The 19,365-nt window shown below is 35.3% G+C and carries 20 protein-coding genes; 10 read left to right on the top strand and 10 right to left on the bottom strand.

Going from position 1 to position 19,365, the window contains the following annotated elements:
• Window positions 1–23: 23 nt before the first annotated feature.
• Window positions 24–1,445, bottom strand: coding sequence for an MFS transporter (locus V6M85_RS01870; protein ID WP_338602272.1), 1,422 nt, complete (start codon window positions 1,443–1,445; stop codon window positions 24–26).
• A 282-nt stretch (window positions 1,446–1,727) separates the two neighbouring features.
• Between V6M85_RS01870 and V6M85_RS01865 the strand changes: the two genes are divergently transcribed.
• Window positions 1,728–2,084, top strand: a complete 357-nt coding sequence (locus V6M85_RS01865; protein WP_338604537.1) for a DUF4898 domain-containing protein — start codon at window positions 1,728–1,730, stop codon at window positions 2,082–2,084.
• A gap of 11 nt (window positions 2,085–2,095) precedes the next feature.
• Here the strand turns inward: V6M85_RS01865 and V6M85_RS01860 are convergent, their stop codons facing one another.
• The gene (locus V6M85_RS01860; RefSeq protein ID WP_338602269.1) at window positions 2,096–2,590 is read right to left on the bottom strand and encodes a hypothetical protein; all 495 of its coding nucleotides are present in this window, start codon (window positions 2,588–2,590) and stop codon (window positions 2,096–2,098) included.
• Window positions 2,591–2,654: 64 nt separating this feature from the next.
• Here V6M85_RS01860 and V6M85_RS01855 point away from each other — a divergent pair, with 64 nt between their 5' ends.
• Entirely contained in the window at window positions 2,655–3,068 is a 414-nt protein-coding gene (locus V6M85_RS01855) for a hemerythrin (RefSeq protein ID WP_338602266.1), read from the top strand.
• On the opposite strand, the gene tfs4 is transcribed toward V6M85_RS01855, so the two are convergent.
• The 6 genes from tfs4 to V6M85_RS01825 form a co-directional block, all read right to left on the bottom strand.
• On the bottom strand, window positions 3,065–3,346 hold the full coding sequence (tfs4, locus tag V6M85_RS01850; protein ID WP_338602264.1) for a transcription factor S4: 282 nt from the start codon (window positions 3,344–3,346) through the stop codon (window positions 3,065–3,067). The genes V6M85_RS01855 and tfs4 overlap by 4 nt on opposite strands.
• Before the next feature lie 18 nt (window positions 3,347–3,364).
• Window positions 3,365–4,141 (bottom strand): dioxygenase, encoded by a 777-nt coding sequence (locus V6M85_RS01845; protein ID WP_338602261.1) that lies wholly within the window; start codon window positions 4,139–4,141, stop codon window positions 3,365–3,367.
• 99 nt (window positions 4,142–4,240) lie between these two features.
• Window positions 4,241–5,716, bottom strand: a complete 1,476-nt coding sequence (locus tag V6M85_RS01840; RefSeq protein ID WP_338602259.1) for a 4-hydroxyphenylacetate 3-hydroxylase family protein — start codon at window positions 5,714–5,716, stop codon at window positions 4,241–4,243.
• Window positions 5,713–6,660 (bottom strand): 3,4-dihydroxyphenylacetate 2,3-dioxygenase, encoded by a 948-nt coding sequence (gene hpaD, locus V6M85_RS01835; RefSeq protein ID WP_338602256.1) that lies wholly within the window; start codon window positions 6,658–6,660, stop codon window positions 5,713–5,715. Before hpaD ends, V6M85_RS01840 begins: the two co-directional genes overlap by 4 nt.
• Window positions 6,661–6,715: 55 nt before the next feature.
• Complete coding sequence (locus tag V6M85_RS01830; RefSeq protein ID WP_338602252.1) at window positions 6,716–7,183, bottom strand: flavin reductase family protein; 468 nt, start codon at window positions 7,181–7,183, stop codon at window positions 6,716–6,718.
• Window positions 7,184–7,237: 54 nt separating this feature from the next.
• Window positions 7,238–8,716 carry an MFS transporter gene (locus V6M85_RS01825; protein WP_338602250.1) on the bottom strand — a complete coding sequence of 493 codons (1,479 nt, stop codon included), beginning with the start codon at window positions 8,714–8,716 and terminating at the stop codon, window positions 7,238–7,240.
• 145 nt (window positions 8,717–8,861) lie between these two features.
• On the opposite strand from V6M85_RS01825, the gene V6M85_RS01820 reads away from it, so the two are divergent.
• Window positions 8,862–9,491: a helix-turn-helix domain-containing protein gene (locus V6M85_RS01820; RefSeq protein WP_338602247.1), complete on the top strand. Its 630-nt coding sequence runs from the start codon at window positions 8,862–8,864 to the stop codon at window positions 9,489–9,491.
• Here the strand turns inward: V6M85_RS01820 and V6M85_RS01815 are convergent.
• Window positions 9,483–11,345: an AMP-binding protein gene (locus V6M85_RS01815; RefSeq protein ID WP_338602244.1), complete on the bottom strand. Its 1,863-nt coding sequence runs from the start codon at window positions 11,343–11,345 to the stop codon at window positions 9,483–9,485. The two genes, V6M85_RS01820 and V6M85_RS01815, sit on opposite strands and share 9 nt — an antisense overlap.
• A 90-nt stretch (window positions 11,346–11,435) precedes the next feature.
• Here V6M85_RS01815 and V6M85_RS01810 point away from each other — a divergent pair, with 90 nt between their 5' ends.
• From V6M85_RS01810 to V6M85_RS01790, 5 genes are all read left to right on the top strand, one after another.
• Entirely contained in the window at window positions 11,436–12,554 is a 1,119-nt protein-coding gene (locus tag V6M85_RS01810) for an acyl-CoA dehydrogenase family protein (protein WP_338602242.1), read from the top strand.
• A gap of 98 nt (window positions 12,555–12,652) precedes the next feature.
• Window positions 12,653–13,798, top strand: a complete 1,146-nt coding sequence (locus V6M85_RS01805; protein ID WP_338602240.1) for a thiolase domain-containing protein — start codon at window positions 12,653–12,655, stop codon at window positions 13,796–13,798.
• Entirely contained in the window at window positions 13,795–14,973 is a 1,179-nt protein-coding gene (locus tag V6M85_RS01800; RefSeq protein ID WP_338602237.1) for a thiolase domain-containing protein, read from the top strand. Before V6M85_RS01805 ends, V6M85_RS01800 begins: the two co-directional genes overlap by 4 nt.
• An 18-nt stretch (window positions 14,974–14,991) precedes the next feature.
• Window positions 14,992–15,489, top strand: coding sequence for a Zn-ribbon domain-containing OB-fold protein (locus V6M85_RS01795; protein ID WP_338602234.1), 498 nt, complete (start codon window positions 14,992–14,994; stop codon window positions 15,487–15,489).
• Window positions 15,490–15,924 carry a Zn-ribbon domain-containing OB-fold protein gene (locus tag V6M85_RS01790; RefSeq protein WP_338602231.1) on the top strand — a complete coding sequence of 145 codons (435 nt, stop codon included), beginning with the start codon at window positions 15,490–15,492 and terminating at the stop codon, window positions 15,922–15,924. It begins immediately after the preceding gene.
• On the opposite strand, the gene V6M85_RS01785 is transcribed toward V6M85_RS01790, so the two are convergent.
• Window positions 15,904–16,821 (bottom strand): hypothetical protein, encoded by a 918-nt coding sequence (locus V6M85_RS01785; RefSeq protein WP_338602228.1) that lies wholly within the window; start codon window positions 16,819–16,821, stop codon window positions 15,904–15,906. The genes V6M85_RS01790 and V6M85_RS01785 overlap by 21 nt on opposite strands.
• Window positions 16,822–16,964: 143 nt before the next feature.
• Here V6M85_RS01785 and V6M85_RS01780 point away from each other — a divergent pair, with 143 nt between their 5' ends.
• The gene (locus V6M85_RS01780) at window positions 16,965–18,803 is read left to right on the top strand and encodes an indolepyruvate ferredoxin oxidoreductase subunit alpha (RefSeq protein WP_338602225.1); all 1,839 of its coding nucleotides are present in this window, start codon (window positions 16,965–16,967) and stop codon (window positions 18,801–18,803) included.
• A complete protein-coding gene (locus V6M85_RS01775; protein ID WP_338602223.1) occupies window positions 18,791–19,360 on the top strand; it encodes an indolepyruvate oxidoreductase subunit beta in 570 nt (189 codons plus the stop codon). The genes V6M85_RS01780 and V6M85_RS01775 overlap by 13 nt, the downstream gene beginning before the upstream one ends.
• The last annotated feature ends 5 nt before the right edge of the window (window positions 19,361–19,365 follow it).

The raw sequence follows: 19,365 nt of genomic DNA, 5'->3' as shown, positions 1-19,365 counted from the left end.
AGATAATATTTTTAGTTAAAAGTTTATACACGTTGTCTATTACCTATAACATAGTTTTTAGTAAATAGGGACACTATTAGGTTTAGAAACATTAATGCTATCGCAGTCATATACATATTATGAAATGCTGAGTAATCTGGAACTTGGGCTACAGGTATAATTTGATTATTAAAGTCATATATAAGCCAAGTAGTGTAGGTATCCATAAATACTGTTGAAATTACTGGACCTATGGAACTTCCTATGGTCCTTATTAAAGTATTCATTCCTATTCCTATTCCTCTTTGTTCCTCAGGTAGAGATACTGCTACCATATTAACAAGTGGTATCATTAAGTTTACTAGTCCTGCAGCTGCAACCAAAACGCCTAATAAAACTTCATATTCATTGTATCTAAAAGTATCTAGAAGTAAATATCCAATCATGCTAATGATTGAACCAATAATGAGGAGTGGCTTAGGACCAGTAGTATTAATTAACCTTCCTACTATTGGACCAACGATCATCATAACTAATGCTACGGGAGCCATTAAGAGACCAGACTGAATTATCGTTAAACCTAGTCCATAAGGTTGAGGTAGCTGGAGATAGTAAGTTAGGCCAGTAAACATAAGAAACATCCCTGCTCCAGAAATTAAACCGGCTATATTTGCCACCATTAAATTTCTAATTTTGAATAAATCGAGTCTCATTAGAGGCTCATTCGTCCTTCTTTCAACCCACATAAATATACCAAATGATATAATTGAAACAATGAGTAACGATATCTGACTTAATGTTGCCCATCCTACATTTGGTCCATCTGACAAGTAAACCAACAGAGGAACTACAGTTAGCATTAGAAATGTAGCTCCTAAATAATCTATCTTTTCTTTGGTCTTTTCAGGAATTTCGACTATATATTTAGCCGAAACTATTACTAGAATTATAGATAATATAAATGCAGTATGAAAAGCATAAGGCCATCCCAAATCCTGGACAATATAAGACCCTATCAGTAAGCCTAAAGCTGGACCTGCAGCTAATGTTGCACTCAAGATGCCTTGAGCCCATGCTACTCTCTCTTTAGGAAACAGATCTGTTATAATGGCTATTGCTAATGGAAAAGTAGAATAGCCTAGTCCTTGAATACCTCTAGCAAGTATCAAAAAATAAATGTTTGGAGAGAAACCCGCTAATAATACTGCTAACGAGTAGAAACCAATAGAAATTAAATACACTTTTTTCTTTCCATATCTATCGCCTAATTTTCCAAAAATCGGTGAGGCTACTGCACCAACTATTAAGTATGCAGATGTTACCCATGCTACCGTTGTAGCTGTAGTGGAGAACTGATCCTCGATTTTAGGCAACGCAGGAATGACCATAGTTTCTACGTAATTTACCAAAGTTAGCATAAGAGTGAGGGTAAGTAATGTCCTCATAGCCTCTTTAGAAGAACTCATGGTTTAAAGTAAATTCTAGAGGCAAATAAACTTTTCGATATATCTTTTTCAAAAACACTTTTAGTTAGCGATATAACTAAATAATGAGATTCATCTACCTTTCTCTCATAATAGCTAACGTCGCAATCATTTATTTGAATTCGATCCATAAAATTAGCATATAGACCAGAGAAATAACGGTAGAAAATACGTATAACTATATCAAATAACAATCTATAATTACGGTTATATTAAGGAGACAGAGTAAAGCAAAATTAATATATAACTTATGGCATAGAAAATATTGTGAGACAATTAAGTATTAAAGAACTTGAGGAGTACCTTGATGATGATCTATTAAAGCTGGTAAAACTAGAAGAAGTAGATAAGGTATATTACATAAAGTCAACGATTATTGCTAGTTATGAGAAGTTCTTTTCCACATTTCTCCCAAGTTACGTCAAGTATTTTGTAGTAGTCTCACGCGACTTACCAAATAAGTTAATTAAGGAAAGCTTGATTAGAGCTAAGGATCCACTAGAAGTATCTTGCTACATCTCTGCTAAGTTGCCTGAGAAAAGTATACTAATTGTTGGACTTCAAATGAATAATATCAAGAAGAAAGAAGAGGTAAAGGAGAAACAGCCTTTACTTAGTTAATATTTATTTTATTATTTGTTTTTCTTAATATTTTTTGCTTTTCTTTGTAATGTGATGTACAAGGTAAGAGCCATGATCGATACTATCGCTATTACACTTTCACTGTTTAGAGGAAGGGATAAAGTAGATGATGATGAGGATGTTGAATCGTTTGACAAATTAATACCAATATTATTAGAGTTCTCACGCACAACTGTAAAGAAGATTGTGATATTCGCGTAATAGTTACCTTGATAAATTATTGTAAATGTTTGATTACCAACTACATAATACGGTATTAGTATTTCATAAGAAGAGTTTGACATATTATATATTCCCAGAAATTTGGTGATATTCTGAGGCATTATTGTAAAATTTTGAGCATTTAAAAATATTTTTATTCCAACTGTAGAATTTTCTATATTTTGAACTAGAGGGTAATTCTCACTAACACTTACGTGTATTACATAATTACCTAACAAAAAGGTTTTTGTGAGTACCAGTAGAAGAATTAATAGTATTTTCATTATTACGTTAAAGTCTTAATTGTTAAATAAAAAGTTTTTTACTATCCCAAGAATAAAATGATTTATGGATATGATTGAACTCCTAAAATTTGAGCATGGTGTATTTAGAGTGAGATTTTACTTTATAGAGAAACTCAACGATGAGCTTCTTTGGGAAGAAGTAGAGAGATTACATAATTTCATAGTTAACGTTCATGCGAAAACGGAAGATTTTTACATATTTAAAGACATTCCGGACGCCAAACCCTATTCCAACGATCATATGTTGATTGAAAAATACGGTAATTCGATAATAAGAGATAAAAGAAAAGATTGGCTTCCTAGATATATAAAAATAGTATTAGACCATAATCTAAATGAGGAAAAGTATATTTTTCCAAAGATAAAGGAGAAGAAAGAACTAGTTCTGGACGTAATAAGAGAATATGGTTTTGAAGAATACGAGAAAGTAACTGGAATAGATATTAGAAACTTTTAATCAATAGTATATATTAAATTGCATGTAAAGCACTTATACAATTTCTTTTTCTTATTAAGCAGTATTGCCCTTGTAGAGCCGCATCTAGGACAAAGAGCAACAGCAACTCTACCTTCTATTATTTCCCCATCTGCAACTATTGTCTTATCATTATGATGCGATATACTCTCTTTTAACACTACTCTTTCTACTTCACTATCTGTATATCCACACTTAAGACAAACCATTTTACTACCTTTAACTCTCATTAAGGATCCACATTTGGGACAAAAACGCATGATGTACCTATTGTACTTTTAACCATAAAAGATTGAGGCTAACATACTTACTCCTGCCCATGGCACTTCATGTCCTAAAACTTCAGCACTTTTCGGTTTCACATACCCTAAAAGCATATACAACGTGTTTAAATCTCCTTCTGGCATAGCCACTTGATATTCTTTAGGATATAAATCTTTAATTCTCATTATATCATCAAATCTTCCAGATTTTATTGCATTTATCAATATTATATCTAACTTTGTAGGTTTTGGAGGTATTTTAAGGTAAAATAAATCAAGTCTATGAGTTGGTGAGCCTGTTGCTAAGAATATCGCATTCCTTCCCAATTTTTCTACCGCTTTTCTCACTATCTCTCCAACGGCGTAATGGGATTCTGGTGAATTTTCTGTTATCGATATTGTTACTACCTTTGGTTTATAATCGGGAAACATGTAGAAAAGGGGAATCCATGCACCGTGATCAAGCCCCCATTTGTTATCTTCTTTTACAATTCCATTAGAGTTCTTAACTATTTCTTTAACTAATTCAACATCGTTATAAGCTTCATAACAATATTTATAGGTTTCCTCTGGAAAACCGTAATAATCTTGGATGCATTCTAATTTATCCCCACTTTCTACATAATAAGTTCCAGTCCACGATACAAAATGAGGACTAGAGACGATTATGGTCTCTGGCCTATATTTTTCCTTAATTTCCCTCCCTATGTCTTTCAAAAGATCCTTCCATTTATTCTCCTTCTCAATAAGTATCGTAGGCGATCCATGAGATATGAATAGACCAATCGTCATTAAGCTTCCTTCTATAAGCAAAAAATAAAAAACTAAGTTAACTTACGGTAACTTTCCATATCCTTCAAATAAAAGGTTTAACTTTGTATGATCATACAACTAGGTCTTAGGATTAGGCATTTGATCCATTATTTCTTTAACTAATTTAATGAATTCATTTTTCCTATCTCTAAATACCTCAGTATAAGTTTGAGCCCATCTAATTGTTGGATCTCCTCTACTAAATCTATCGTACTGTTCATATCTCATTCCCACCTCAGATCCTATAACATCCCACAACAGATTAAACAATTTTACTCTCTCTAACGCATCTAATCCTTTCATCGCCATGTACTTATCCAGAAGCCGTCTCTCATCGGGATTTTCAAAATCTTTGATACCAGCTGGTATTGGTATCGAAGCCCCACCTGAAATAGATCTCAGTATCTCATTAGCCCTAGGTACTGCTTTCATATTGAAATGGCTAGCCGCTATCGAAATGTAAGGATCTGGCCTAGTAATGTTGGGTAATTCTTGAGCCCTTTCGACAGAAGCGTAAAGTGCAGCTTCATTTAATGCAACATATATTAGTATTTCTCCAATTTTCTCTTGTACGTTAATGAAGTTACTTGTACCCGCTGCTTCAGCAATTACCATCGCTAAACCTGCAAGGAACTTAAGCCTGCTATAATGTTGAATAACAAAATGCCAATTAAACCAGCCCCTGAGGTTCACTGTATGCCACATTAAATCTTCGATTAGATCTGGTTTTTTGAAAAATATTATCCTATCCCAAGGAATTAAAACGTTATCTAAAATTAAAATCGCATCACTCTCATCAAATCTTGACGATATGGGGTACTCAAATTCCCCTCCTTCTCTAGGCTGAAATCCTCTTCTCGCTAAGAACTTCACACCCTTAGCATTAGTTGGAATTGAAAAGTACAACGCATATCTAGGATCCGTATCCCTTCTCACATTTGGCAAATACCATAGCATTTCCGCGTAAGGAGCAGCCGTACTTATCATAGCGGCTCCTCTCACTATTACACCTTCGGGTTTTTCCTCAACTATACCTATTTGAATATACGGGTCTTCCCATTGAGAAGGTGGCCTAGATCTATCATACATAGGGGCTACAATAGCATGTGTGTAGAATAGGTCTCGCTTAGTGGCTTCCTTATATATCTCTATGGCATTTTCCATGAACTTTGAGCCGAAGTGTTTCCCAAAATAGTCTTCAGCATGAGCGTAAAACACCATGGTCCATACATTTAGATAATCTGGACTCCTACCGAAAAACCCCTTATAAAAGTCATATATCTTTATTAGCCCATCCCTTAATCTCGCTAAATCCTTCTTATTCTTAGGTCTTAGGAAACTTATGCTAGTCTCCTCTCCCACATCTGGATTGTATACTCTTAAATACTCTTTATACTGCTCTTCCCAATGTAAATCATAGTATTTAGCCACTGTGGAAACTGGTATTTTAAATGCAGGATGTTCAGTAACGTCTTTTACTATCTCTCCCTCATAATATACTAACGGTTGATTTTGTTTTATACTTTTTATATAATCAGTTCCTTTTCTTATCAATCAGACCACCCCTTTAATTGACCCGTGGAAATATCCTCCACGGGAACCCATTCAGTTAGCCATGATTGAGGAATAGGTCTAGCCCAGAAATCACTTCTATATCTAAATTGGTCATGAGTCCAAACTATCGGTTTCCATTTATCTGGATCTAATACCACATAATCGTTGGTGAAGAACTCTATCCTATTCTTATCGAAGTCCCTTAAGTAGATATAATATCCTTCAGTAGCACCATGTCTACCTGGACCTCTTTCTATGTTATCCCACAACCTAGCTGAAGCTAATATATCAGCAGCCCTTATCACGTCTCTAAGATCATGAACATAGTATGTCTCATGATGAAATCCTGGGAATCTCTTATCTGCTTTAGCTATTGCTACTTCATGTGAATCTCCTCTTCTAGTTAACCATACAACAGTTCTATTCCCATCCTTATCTAGGTACATTTCCGTCTCGTAGTAACCCATATATTTCTTTAAGAATTCCACTTCTGCCTCTAAATTATTAACAACGTAATTTACATGAGCTAATCTGACTGGACTTACCCCTCTATGTTTATAAAATGCTAATCTCAAATCTCCAACATACTCCATATCATAGTATAAAAATACCGGAATACCTCCCGGAGTCTCAAACAACAAACCATCTTCTACACCTTTTTCCTTAAACCTAATCACCTTAAGACCTAAATTGCTTAGCTCTTCTCTTGCCTTATCTATTTCCTCTCCTTTTGATACTCTATATCCTATATAAGATAAACCTGCTGAACTCGATTTTTTAAGAATTAAGCTATGATGCTGACCTTCTTCTATTCCCCTTAAGTAAATGTAATCTCCAGATCTCTCGGTTTCTACTAAACCTAATAGTTCAGAGTAAAAATATCTAGCTTTGTCTAGATCTGTTACTCTTATGCAGACGTGAGAAACGCGTAAAATGCTAATCATTATACCAATATATGCCTAAAAAAGTAAATTAGTTTATCATCAAACTTATTAAAGACTATCTGCGTAACTTCCAATAATTTCTATTATAATATACTAAAGGCTCAAAATTATCCCTCAGAAATTTACCATTAACCACTTCACCAACTATTAGAGTATGATCGCCTATATCGTAAGTTACGTATTTCTTAGCCTCCATGTACGCATAACTATCTGCTAATATTGGTAAACCTTCAAATCCCTCAAAGAACTTCACTCCATTAAACCTTTCTTTAACTGGCTTGAATGCAAAAGCATCAAGTATTTTCTCGTTATCAATAAAATTCACAACAAATCCATTACTCTCCTTAAAAGGTATATCATTTCCTTTAGTTCTATCAGCTGCGAACAATATCAGTGGGGGATTTAAGGATAAGGAGTTAAATGTATTTACTGTCATTCCCACTAAATTATCGCTCCATTTAGTTGTTATTACAACAACGCCTAACGGAAATAACCTCATTATGCTCCTTATCGTTTCGCTCATGAGAGTATATACTCAAAAAAATTATTTAAGTTTATCATTAAACTGAGTTTATATTCAAGGAGATATTTCATCTAATCTTTTATTTGCAGTTTTGTGCCCTGCTATCACTGCAATTATAGTTGAGATAACCTGGAATAAGGAAATTATTAAGAATACCTCTACTGCTAAGAATGTAGTTACACCAGATGAAATTAACGAACTTATAAAAGAGGCTACTGCGATTATTCCTATACCACCACCTATATGACCCACTCCATCACATAATGCAAATCCAGTACTTCTAGCTCTCGTAGGAAAACTTTCTGCAGTCCATGTGTATGATGTAGGAACCCAGAGATTGAATCCATAGAATAGTATTATAGAACCTAAAAAGGATAATGCGATATTAGTACCAGCTAAAGCTATTAATAACCCTCCTAAAATTGTGAAGATTACGGATATAATTGTCCAAGTTTTTCTCTCTAGCCTATCTCCAGTGAAAAATGTAGTTATTGGAACCAATATAAACCCTATAACTCCTATTGCCGCTATCATTCCAGCCTCTGATGGAGGAAATCCTAACGACGCCAACACTGAAGTTAAACCAGCAGCTAACGTATAAACAGTCATGTATCCAAATAGCCACATTATCACTAGTATTATGAACCTTTTTACGTAATTTGAATTCCCAAATATCGTCTTCATAGCAGTTAGATAGGAATGTTTCTGAACAATGTAAGGTGATATTAAGCTAGGTAATGGGGGAAGTTGCCCCAACTTTTTGACTGCCTTAGTTTCCATCATATTTACTATCATTTCTGCCTCTGTAATTTTGCCCCTCGAGATTAGCCATCTAGGGGATTCAGGCAAACTAAACCTAAGTAATAATCCTATTAGTGCCAATAACGCACCGATTCCGTACATTACCCTCCAACCATTTAATGCAAAGAATCCACTCCCCCCTAATGCAAATGGTAAACCTAGAGGAAATGGTGAAGAAGGTGTAGTTAAAAATAATCCTAACCATATGCCTAAGGTTGCTCCTAAAGTTGAGAATAAGAATACGAGACTAGTATATTTTGCTCTTCCATTCATTGGCGCGACTTCATTAATATAAGTGTTAACTATTGCTAAATCTGCACCGACTCCAATACCCGTTATTGTCCTAGCAATAAGGAAATTTACATAATCGTTAGCCAATGCGTTATATAGGCTCCCCAGACCGGTTATAATCATTGTTACCATTAGCATTCGTCTTCTTCCTATTATATCAGATACTGGAGATAATATCAGCGAACCTATTATATATCCGACGAGATTTAAGAGCACTATTGGACCAAGTAGTACTGGAATTTGAGGTGAAGAAGGACTAGTTACATGGAATAGTGTTAAAGCAGTTTGTATAAATGAGACGTTGATATCGAAAATATCATAAAATGTGAATAAGAAACCTATACCAAGTATACCTATAAAGATATATGATAGGCCCCATATTGGAATTCTATCCATTCTAGCAATTATTTCTCCCGCTTTAACTGTAGCTTTTTCTGCCATTTTATCTCCAGCTATCCCTTTACTAAATAAACCTTTAAATAATCAATATTAAACTAGTTTAATAAACATACAGTCAATATAATGTACTAGTTCTTAAATATTGATAATACTTATAATTTTTTAAATTACAGAGTTTAAATAGTACATGATTAACATGCTTAAACGCGTGGATATTGTCGTAAATCATGAAGACTGTTGGACCTCACATATGCCATTTACTGCTTACACTATCAACTTAGAAGTATATCCTCATAAGAACTATTTGAGGAGTAGAATACTTGTCGATAGTATGGATAAGGCTGTGCCAAATTTGATGAGATCCCATAAAAGTGTAGTTAAAGTTATAAAAATCGATAGATTTAAAGGAGGTACGTACGTAGACTTCTTAAATACGTACAAAGGATCAGTAGCTGGAGTTTTATATGACAAAGAAGTATTAATTTTAGGTAATGTTATTAAAGATAAAGAGGAAAAATGGTCCTTCGTAACATCTAGTAAAAATATCAGGGAAATTCTTAAAGAATTAGGAAGCTTAGGAAAGATAGTTCATGCAGAGATAGCTAATTTTAATCCGATATTTTATCCTAATTTAACTGAGTGGGAAAAAAGAGTACTTACGCTTGCGCAAACATATGGCTACCTAGATTATCCCAGAAGAGCTTCAGCTGACGAACTAGCTGAGCTATTAGGAATAAGTAAAGTAACTTTCCTTTACCATTTAAGAAATGCTCAAAGAAAAATAATAGATTTTTATATTCAAAATAGTCTAAGTTAATCCCTTTAACGACTCCTTGAGTTCATCCAGGATCTTTATGTCATCCAGAGTTGATATATCACCTGGATTTTCATTAGCTAAAATTGCTTTCAAAAGTCTCCTCATAATCTTACCACTCTTAGTCTTAGGTAATCTTTTGACAAATACAATCTTATCCACAATGTAACCAGCATTTCTACAATAACTCTTAATATCATTCCTTAATGTATCATTAGCTTCAATGCCTTGTCTAGGAACTATGAATGCCACTATACTGCCTCCTTGACCTACTACTGCTGCCTCAGCTACATTAGGATGAGTTACGATAACACTTTCAACTTCAAGGGTGCCTATCCTCTCTCCCTCCGCTCTTATCACATCGTCCGCTCTACCTAATACAAATAAATATCCATCTTCATCAACATAGCCATAATCACCAGTGTAGAAATAACCCGGAAATCTAGACCAATACTGTTTCTTTATTCTCTCATAGTTGGGATCATTCCACATCTTTGCTAAAGCTGGACTAAGCGGTTTTAGTACTATATATCCTTTCTGTTTAGGAGGTAGTTGTTTGCCTTCATCATCAACTACTAGAAAATAAGAGCCTGGAAATTGAATACCCGCGGATCCGGCCTTATACGGTATTTCACCAATTCCGTAGGGTGTTGCAGCTATAGGCAATAGGTGTTCTGTCATCCAATACGCATCAGCTATTTTAACGTGGGGGAGATTTTGATTTAGCCAAAGCCACGCACCCACATTTAATGGTTCGCCAGTATTTAAAATGACTCTTAAGGTTGATGTATCTCCTGCCTTCACTGACTCTTCACCTAAACTCTTTAACGTATAGAGTGTTGTAGTTGAGCTCCAAACTAGATTTACACTATATCTTTCAATTATTCTAGAGAATAGATCCCTTTTATATCCTATATATCCCTCAAATAATACTCCAGTTATTCCCATTACCGGTATTGTGTATAAATTAGCCATTGGCCATACTGGCCAACCTAATTCTGAAATAGTCCACCATACGTCATTTTCCTTTGGATCAAATATTGCCTTAAAAGCCCAATTAAGCGCTACCACATATCCTCCATTAGTGTGATATAGCCCTTTTGGTCTTCCAGTTGTCCCTGATGTATAATAAATTGTAGCTGGATCATTTGCCTCTACTTCTACGGGTTTAACGTAAATTTTCCCTCTAGGTTTTAGATCGTCATAAACCACATCCCTCTGACCATTAACATTAAAATCAGAATATCCTCTTGGCACTACTAAAATTTTCTGTATCGGAGTGTTACGTGACTCTAATACTTTATCGATAAAGTCCTTAACCCTTATTTCATTCCCATTTCTAAATGTCTTAGAGGCAACAACTAGCACTTTTGAACCGCAATCGTTGAACCTATACGCTAACGTCTCTTCACTTAAGCCTATGTAATGTATAGCTAAAACTGCACCAAGTCTATGAACCGCTAATGAGAAATAGACTGCTTCCGGAGTACTCGGCATTAAAAGTGAAACTACATCACCTTTTTTCACACCTAATTCACTTAGAACATAAGCAGCCTTATTTACTTCTTGATAAAGATCTTGATATGATATTGATCTAAAATCTAACCTCTCGTTAATCCAATAGAATGCAATCTTATCTTTCTTTTGGGCTAAGTGCCTATCAATAGCGTTATATGAGATGTTAGTAGTTCCTCCAGAGAACCATCTCTCTTGAGGAGGCTCTCCTTCGATTACCTTCTCTGGCTGCTTAAACCATGTTATGAATTTAGCCTTATCTAACCAGAAAGCTTCCGGATTCTCGATAGCGAACTTAGCCATTGACCTAATTTCATCTAATGAGTATATTTTCCAACTCATGCTTTCATTTATTTTTTGTGATAAGTCGCATATATACTTTACTTTTAGTTCATAAGAGATTTTAAAATGTAGTACTTCATAAGGATAATTATGAGTGAAAAAGAACTTTTTATTCAATCTCTAAGAGAATTCTTAAGTAGGGATGTGGAAAAAGTCGTTAATAAGATTGATAAAGACGATTACTACCCAAGAGATTTAGTTAGAAAGTTAGGAGAATTGGGCTTTCTAATTCCCCTAAATAGCGGATTATCTCATTATGACATGTTAATAATTTTAGAGGAAATAGCCAAGGTTAGTGGCTCTTTAGCTCTAATAGTTGATGCTCAAGGAGAATTAGCCGGCGAGATGCTTAGATTATATGGTGATGTAAGTCAAAGAAGAAACTTTCTAGAACCAATGAGTAAAGGTGAAATGATAGGTAGTTTCGCACTTACTGAACCAACAGGTGGAAGTGATATAGGTTCGATGAAGACGTTTGCTGAAAGAAGGGATGGTTTATGGGTAGTTAAAGGTCACAAAATGTGGATAACACAAGGTCTCTATGCAGATGTGTTTATCACAGTCGCAAAGACCGGCTCGTCAAGAAAAGATCTATCAGTATTCATAATACCTAAAGGTGAATGTGTGGAAACTAGAAAAATTGAGGTTATGGGTAATAGAGGAACTGGAACTGCAGAAGTCATCTTTCATGAATGCAAGGTACAAAATGAGCATGTAATAGGTGAGGTAAATAATGGATGGGAGATGGTAAATTCAGTATTAGAAGTTGGTAGGTTAGCCATTACTGGGATTGGAATAGGCCTCGCGGAAGTTGCATTAGAGGAGGCATATAAGTGGGCTAAATCTAGGCAAGCGTTTGGTAATTATATATATGATTTTCAGGGGATAAAATGGTACTTTGCAGATTCCATAGCTAAGCTTAATGCAGTAAAGGCATTAGCTAAGGAGGTCAGTAAGATGTTCGATGAAAAAGCAAAAGATAAAGGTACTTATGTAGCCATGTTAAAACTATTGTCTGCCATAGTCGCAAATGAAATCGTAGACGTTTCTTTACAAATATTTGGTGGAATGGGTTACGCTAAAGGCAGTAATATTGAAAGGATCTATCGTGACGTAAGGTTACTCAGAATAGGAGAAGGAACGGATGAAGTTCAGAGGCATATAATAGCCAAATATATTGAGCAGTATGGAATACCTTTTCTAGCCTAATTCATTATTTTATGTGAGTATAAAATAGCTTTATTTTCCATAAATATATTATGAGAAAAAGCTCGAAAGCTTTAATAAGTTGCGTAAAATAAGGTACTTTGGGGACTTTTTTGAATAGAATGGCCATAATAGGTATAGGATGGTTTGGTTTTAGACCTACAACGCCAGAAGTCTCATTTAGAGAAATGGTTTTTGAGGCTGCTACTAGAGCATATATGGATGCGGGCAATATAGATCCTAGAAAGGATGTTGACTCTTTCATATCTTGCCAAGAAGATTTTTGGGAAGGAATATCAATAAGTGATGAATTCGCCCCCGATCAAATAGGTGGTGCAATGAGACCAACTATGACAGTTACTGGAGATTCTCTCCAAGGACTAGCTCATGCTTTCATGCATATAAATTCTGGAGTTGCTGATGTAGTTTCTATTGAAGCACATTCTAAGATAAGTGATATTCTAACCTTTAGTGATTTAGTAAAATTTGCAATGGATCCTATATATATTAGATCAATAGACCCCCCTAACTTTCACTTCATTGCAGGCTTAGATGCAGTGAAATTCATGCAAAGGAAAAACATTACGAGAGAAGATCTAGCCTTAGTTGTGGAGAAAAATAAGAAAGCAGGACTCCTATCTCCGAGGGCTTCTTATGCTAGTAATATATCCGCTGAAGAAGTTTTAAGAAAAGATTATGTAGTATATCCCCTAAGTGAACTAGACATAGCACCGTTTGTAGATGGTGCTGTAGTTCTCGTAGTAGCTGAGGAGGAAGTTGCTAAAAGGATTAAGAAGGATGATTACATAATAGTGAAAGGGTTAGGTTTTGCAACAGATTCTTCAAACATAGAGACTTCAGAATTAGGAAAAGCTAATTACATAAAAATAGCCTCTGAGATGGCGTATAAAATGGCTGGAATTGAATCACCTAGAAGATATTTCGATGCGGTCTTCGTAGATGATAGATACAGCTATAAGGAACTAGAACATCTAGAAGGATTAAGAATATCCGAGGAACCATCAAAGGATTTAAGAGAGGGTAACTTTTCAGCTGAGGGAGAAATTCCAGTAAATCCGTTAGGTGGGCATTTATCCAAAGGTGTTCCTTTAGAAGCTTCTGGATTTTCATTAATGTTAGATGCAATAGATTATATAAAACAAGGAAAAGGTGAACGCGCCTTAGTCGCCTCATGGCGAGGTATCCCAACCTTCACTGGATCAGTTGTGGTGGTGGAAAAGCCATGAAAGTAAATATTCACTTAAATAAAAGGGTTGCAATAGTAGGTGCTGGTTTAACGTTATTCAGAAGAAGACTTTTAGAGACGTCTCAAGAAATCGCATGGGAAGCTGCAAGTAAAGCATTAGAAGAAGCAGGGTTAGAGTTAAAGGATATTGATTGCGTAGTAATAGGAAGTGCACCAGATGCATTTGATGGTGTCAATCTAAAAGGTGAGTATCTATCCCATGGTGCTGGAGGCATTAGAAAACCAGTTAGTAGAGTATATGTGGGTGGAGCTACTGGGGTTATGACAGCGATTGCGGGTTGGTACCATGTTGCTAGTGGACTTTGTCAAAAAGTTCTTGCAGTGGCTGAGGAAAAAATGAGCCCAGCAAGGCCACATCCTCAAGCGGTATTTAGATACATTTGGGATCCAATTTTAGAAAAACCTCTCAATCCTAATCTTATATGGATATTCGCAATGGAAATGCACAGATATATGGCCACTTATGGTATAAAGAAAGAGGAAATTGCGCTAGTTTCAGTTAAGAACAAAAGAAATGCAATAAATAATCCGTATGCACAATTGGGTGCAAACATAACTGTAGAAGATGTATTGAAGAGTGAAGTTCTAGTATGGCCGGTTCAACTCTTAGATGTTAGTCCAGTTAGTGATGGCGGGGCTGCAATAGTATTAGCTTCCGAAGATGTAGCTAGAAGGTATACTGATACTCCAGTATGGGTCGATGGTGTGGGATGGACATTAGATAATACAGAATGGCCAGCTAGAGATTTAGCATATGCTAGATATGTGGAATTCGCTGCAAGAATGGCATATAAGATGGCTGGAATTGAAAGGCCTAATAAGGAAATAGATGTTGTAGAACCTTATGACCCATTTGACTATAAGGAGTTACATCATTTGGAGGCGTTACAGTTGGCTAAAAGAGGTGAGGCTCCAAAATTGTTAAAGGAGGGAGTATTTGATGTTGATGGAGATTTGCCAAGCAGTCCGAGTGGTGGACTTTTAGGTGTAGGTAATCCAATAGCTGCTGCTGGACTAATGAAGGTAATAAGTATATATTGGCAATTAAAGGGAACCGCGGGAAAGATGCAAGTAAAAAGACCAGTTCATACTGGTTTAGCTCAAGCATGGGGAGATTTAATGCAGGCCGGTACAGTTATAGTTTTACGTAACTAAATAATGAGGTGAAGAGGAATGGTTACTCCATTAAAGGAAGAGGAATTGGGTAAACACTTCCTTATTTCTTACAAGCCAAATGCAAAATATGCTTATACTGCAGGTCAAGCTCAAAGTAAGTATCTGTTAGGATTTAAGGAAGGTAAAATATACGGGAGGAAATGTAGCAGATGCGGGAAAATATACGTTCCTCCTAAAATGTATTGTGAAGAATGCTTTAGACCCACAGATGAATGGGTAGAAGTAAAGGATGAGGGAATCGTAATGACTGCAGTTGCTAGTTTTATAAGTTGGACTAGGGCTAAGTTAGAAGAACCTGAAATAGTGGGTGTTATAAGATTATTACCGTCTAATGAAAGACATTTTGTATATCCCGGCATATTTCATAGAATATGCGTCAGTTACGAGGAAGTGAAAAGTATGGAAATCATAGGAAAGAAAGTAAAGGCAGTTTGGAAACCTAAGGAAGAGAGAAAGGCAAGCATTGAAGATATACAATGCTTTAAGGTGATTTAAATGGCATGGGAGAAAAGTGGAAAGGAAGGAAGCCTATTAAAATGGTTCGATGTAATGGAAGCGGAGAAATACGAATATACAGTGGGCCCTGCGGGTGAACAATTCTTTAATGGACTGAAACAAGGCAAGATCATAGGAAGCAAATGTGATAAGTGCGGTAGAATCTATGTACCCGCTAGATTATATTGTGAGCATTGCTTTATTAAAATAGAAACTTACGTGGAGGTAAATAAAGATGAAGCGTATATTGATTCATTTACCATAATCTATAAAGATGATAACGGAAATAGGTTAACTCAGCCAATAAGCATAGCTTTAGTTAGATTTCCAAATACGGAAGGAGGGATCTTATGCTATGTCGATGGTAACGTTAGAGCTGGGGTAAAAGTGAAATTCATTAGCTTCCAATGGCCTTTACGAGTTAAAGTTGATTAGTTTTTCGAATTTGTTCTCTCCTTTATAAATATATTCTGTATCTAGTTCAAATTCTGTATTACAAGGAGTAATCGCATATAAATTATTTCCCGAGATGAATAAGCAGAGATCATCAATTTTACGTAAGAATCTTATAGTAATATTAGAGGTTTTTCTTAAATCTAAAATCTCCTTCGAATCAGCAAAGCTAATCATAGCGTTTATAATTTTTCCGTTCTTATCCTTAATTTTGCTAATACTGAAAACTTCTCCTAATATCATTTTCCTCTTTATCTTCTCCTCTTCGTTTAGTACAAGTTCTAGTGCTTTTTGCAGTCTAAGACTATCTGAAGAACTTTTCTCACTGTTACTTAACCCACTAATTTTTAATTCATATACTTTATCTCCTAAAATTAAATTGAAATTATCATTTTTTATAATTAGGATTGCTTCACTGTTATCACCTTTGATTGATGCAAGGTAATTTATCAACGCTTTTTTCATTTCACTGATAGTGTGGAGAACACTTCCTAGCTCTGTTTCTTCAATTTCCTTTTTGTTAAATTTTAACAAGTAATTCTCAAATTCCTCTAAATCTTTCCATATTAATTCCAGATCAGATTTCTTTGCTATATCACTTAGCTTTTTTACTAAAAGACGATACAATTCTGGAGTGGTATCAATTGATTCAAACGTTAAATATACATTATTTAGACTTTCATCTATTTTCTTAATTTTATCATTACCAAATCTCTTTCGCATAATTCCCCTGGTGAGATCTAGTGCAATATTACTAGACGCTTGCAGAAGCCTCTCAGCATCTTTTTCATCAATACTAATGTTTAGTAGATCACCTAATAAAAGTAATTTAAGAAAGCTACTTAATGAATCTTCTAATATTTCATGAACTTGATTCATACTAGGTATTATACATTAGTAGGTTAAAAAGATTTAACTGCTTATGTAGCAAAATAAACTTTACTTCTAAAGTTCGATAGAGTTTTAAAAATCTTAAACTTTAGAAAGGAAGGCTTATTAATATTTAAACTACAATTATAGATGTGATTGAACTTTCTTCAAGTAAAAGACTAATTTTGGGAAATGAAGCAATAGCTTTAGGAGCTCTAAGCGCTGGAGTTGCAGTGGCTACAGGCTATCCCGGAACACCGTCCACGGAAATAATTGAGACTTTAATTAAATACGGTAAAATTTACTCAGAATGGAGTGTAAACGAAAAAGTAGCCTTCGAAACAGCTTACGGAGCGGCAATTAACGGAGCGTTTGCATTGACCGCAATGAAGCATGTAGGATTAAATGTAGCTGCTGATCCATTAATGAGCTCATCGTATACTGGAGTTGAGGGAGCATTTGTAATAGTATCCGCTGACGATCCTTCAATGTGGTCCTCACAAAATGAGCAAGATAATAGATATTATGGTCTTCATGCGTTAATACCAGTTATAGAACCTTATGACCCTCAATCAGCACACTTACTAACAATAGAGGCTTTTAAATTAAGTAATGAAGTAAAACACCCTGTAATTTTAAGGTCAACAACTAGAATAGGTCACGTTAGGGGACCGGTTGAACTTAAGCCTCCATCTAAACCAATTTTTGGGAAGTTAACAAAGAATCCTAAGCAATATGTACTAGTCCCTGAAAATGCAAGGAGAAATAGAGTGGAACAACTAAGAAGATGGGAGAAAATAGGAGAGGAAGTTGAAAAATTAAACGAACTAATAGATAATGATTCTGACAATCTCATAATTGCATCCGGAATTTCTTATGGATACGTAATTGATGCCATAAATGAATTAAACGTTAAGGCAAACATACTAAGAGTGTCAACGCCAGTACCAATTCCTAAGAAACTTATATTGAGGGCTATTAGTAACTCCAGCAGAGTACTAATAGTTGAGGAAGGCGAGCCAATAGTTGAGTACCAGATTAAAGATCTTTTATACGATGAGGGAATAAGGGTTGAATTGCACGGTAAAGATTTGATAAATAGAGTCGGAGAGATGACATTAGATAAGATTTATTACGCCTTCTCAAAGTTCTTCGGGCTTGACATTATAACAGATTATTTAGAAGTTCCCCAGGATTTACCACCAAGACCACCAGCACTATGTCCGGGATGTCCTCATAGAAGTTCCTTCATTGACTTAAAGAAAGCTATTGTAATGGCATCATTAAAGCCCAATGAAACCTTCATATCTGGTGATATAGGGTGTTATACTTTAGGATTATTACCACCATTCGAAGCTCAAGACTCTTCTACTGATATGGGTTCAAGCATTGGAATTGCAAATGGTGTCTACAGAGCTACTGGAAGTATACCTATTGCAGTTATTGGAGATTCCACATTTTTCCATAGTGGCCTTTCTGCATTAGCTAACGCAGTTTATAATAAAACTCCAATGCTTGTCTTAGTCCTAGATAACAGATCAACCGCTATGACTGGGCAACAACCAAGTCCATCTAAGGAACTGGATATAGGAGAGGTAGCTAAAGGATTAGGGGTAAATTATATAAAGTACATCGATCCCTTTGATACTAATTCCTCAATAAAAGAACTATCAGAAGCATTAAAGTGGGTCAAAAATAACAGACAACCTGCAGTTGTAATAGCTAAAAGAGTTTGTGCCTTATTAGTTCTAGATAATGTTGAAGAGAGTAACCTTCCAAAAGCAGTAGTTAAATTAGAAAAGTGTACGGGTTGTAGTATATGTTATGATTACTTTACTTGTCCTGCAATAATTCCTAGGAATGATAAAAAGGCGGAAATAGATGTTTACAATTGTATTGGATGTGGTGCATGTATACCAATTTGCCCATTTAAGGCAATATCTTTAGAAGGATATAAGCCAGAAAAATGGGACGAATTATGGCTACAGTAAATATCTTAATAGCTGGTATCGGTGGCCAGGGGATAATTACTGCTGGGAAAATTATAGCGGAGGCTGGAAATTACTCTAATACTAAGGTTTTAGTAGCTGAAACACACGGATTAGCTCAAAGAGGTGGTGGAGTTAATATACATGTTAGGATAGGTGATGTTAACTCATCTCTAATACCTCTAGGTAGGGCAGATTATCTAGTAGGTTTAGAAGCTACTGAAGTATTAAGAAATCTAAGTTACGCATCCAGAAAACATACTACTATTGTTATAAACAAATATGTAGCAAGACCAGTTTTACCAAAAGTCAAAATATTGAGTTTAAATGAGATTTTAGACAAACTTAAAGGAAATAGAGTGTTTTTAATTGATGCAAATGAAATCGCAATAAGAGCAGGTAATCCTAAGGCAGCTAATGTCGCAATATTAGGATATCTATATTCACTAGGAGCTTTTAATGGGTTAATCTCAGAGGAGTCCTTTATTAAAGCCTTAAAATACGAGAGCAATGTAAAAGCGTTTAAAATGGCTCAAACTATAAAATTAAGAGAGGAGTAGAGATT

Origin of the sequence: Sulfolobus tengchongensis (genome assembly GCF_036967215.1) — an archaeon.
GTDB lineage: Archaea > Thermoproteota > Thermoprotei_A > Sulfolobales > Sulfolobaceae > Saccharolobus > Saccharolobus tengchongensis_A.
This window is presented reverse-complemented; position numbering and strand designations above follow the sequence as displayed.

Coding starts and splice junctions, on each gene's coding strand:
- V6M85_RS01870 (WP_338602272.1), bottom strand. CDS start 1,445: ATGAGTTCTTCTAAAGAGGCTATGAGGACATTACTTACCCTCACTCTT.
- V6M85_RS01860 (WP_338602269.1), bottom strand. CDS start 2,590: ATGAAAATACTATTAATTCTTCTACTGGTACTCACAAAAACCTTTTTG.
- V6M85_RS01855 (WP_338602266.1), top strand. CDS start 2,655: ATGGATATGATTGAACTCCTAAAATTTGAGCATGGTGTATTTAGAGTG.
- tfs4 (WP_338602264.1), bottom strand. CDS start 3,346: ATGCGTTTTTGTCCCAAATGTGGATCCTTAATGAGAGTTAAAGGTAGT.
- V6M85_RS01845 (WP_338602261.1), bottom strand. CDS start 4,141: ATGACGATTGGTCTATTCATATCTCATGGATCGCCTACGATACTTATT.
- hpaD (WP_338602256.1), bottom strand. CDS start 6,660: ATGATTAGCATTTTACGCGTTTCTCACGTCTGCATAAGAGTAACAGAT.
- V6M85_RS01830 (WP_338602252.1), bottom strand. CDS start 7,183: ATGAGCGAAACGATAAGGAGCATAATGAGGTTATTTCCGTTAGGCGTT.
- V6M85_RS01825 (WP_338602250.1), bottom strand. CDS start 8,716: ATGGCAGAAAAAGCTACAGTTAAAGCGGGAGAAATAATTGCTAGAATG.
- V6M85_RS01820 (WP_338602247.1), top strand. CDS start 8,862: ATGATTAACATGCTTAAACGCGTGGATATTGTCGTAAATCATGAAGAC.
- V6M85_RS01815 (WP_338602244.1), bottom strand. CDS start 11,345: ATGAGTTGGAAAATATACTCATTAGATGAAATTAGGTCAATGGCTAAG.
- V6M85_RS01810 (WP_338602242.1), top strand. CDS start 11,436: ATGAGTGAAAAAGAACTTTTTATTCAATCTCTAAGAGAATTCTTAAGT.
- V6M85_RS01800 (WP_338602237.1), top strand. CDS start 13,795: ATGAAAGTAAATATTCACTTAAATAAAAGGGTTGCAATAGTAGGTGCT.
- V6M85_RS01795 (WP_338602234.1), top strand. CDS start 14,992: ATGGTTACTCCATTAAAGGAAGAGGAATTGGGTAAACACTTCCTTATT.
- V6M85_RS01790 (WP_338602231.1), top strand. CDS start 15,490: ATGGCATGGGAGAAAAGTGGAAAGGAAGGAAGCCTATTAAAATGGTTC.
- V6M85_RS01785 (WP_338602228.1), bottom strand. CDS start 16,821: ATGAATCAAGTTCATGAAATATTAGAAGATTCATTAAGTAGCTTTCTT.
- V6M85_RS01775 (WP_338602223.1), top strand. CDS start 18,791: ATGGCTACAGTAAATATCTTAATAGCTGGTATCGGTGGCCAGGGGATA.